Source organism: Asaia sp. As-1742, assembly GCF_011753235.1.
Classification (GTDB): domain Bacteria; phylum Pseudomonadota; class Alphaproteobacteria; order Acetobacterales; family Acetobacteraceae; genus Asaia; species Asaia bogorensis_B.
Genome location: NZ_VWWA01000057.1, coordinates 1 through 551 on the forward strand (window position 1 = coordinate 1; position 551 = coordinate 551).

At 61.2% G+C, this 551-nt stretch carries 1 pseudogene; it reads left to right on the forward strand.

Going from position 1 to position 551, the window contains the following annotated elements:
• A pseudogene (locus F3J08_RS16865) lies at positions 1 to 548 on the forward strand (IS5 family transposase); the annotation flags it as partial.
• Between the last annotated feature and the right edge of the window lie 3 nt (positions 549 to 551).

Sequence of the window (551 nt, forward strand, 5' to 3'; positions counted from 1 at the left end):
TTCAGACCATCCACGACGTCGAACTAATGCTCGATCGGGAGCGGTCAGGTCGCGAGACGAGCCCGACCGCCGGGGTGATCGACAGCCAGAGCATCAAGGCACCGCATGCGCAAACAAGAGGTTATGACGCCGGCAAGAAGGTCGTCGGGCGCAAGCGGCATATTGCTGTGGATACAGACGGACGTCTGCTGATGGTCAATCTGACCCCGGCCGACATCTCTGACAGCGCGTGCGCGCAGATGATCCTGGATGCGATCCGCAAGCGCTGGCCCTGGGTAAAGCACCTGTTCGCCGACGGGGCTTAGGACCGGCTCCAGTTGATGGGCAAGGCGGCTTATCTGGACTTCGTCGTCGAAGTCATCCGACGCCGGGACGGAGCGAAGGGCTTCGAGATTCTGCCCCGTCGATGGGTCGTGGAACGGAGCTTTGGCTGGATGACCCGCTGGCGACGTCTCGTGCGTGACTATGAGCGTCGTATCGACATCTCACAGGCCATGATCCTCGTCGCCATGGGCGCCAATCTCACCCGTAGAAATGCCCATCCGTGAGTT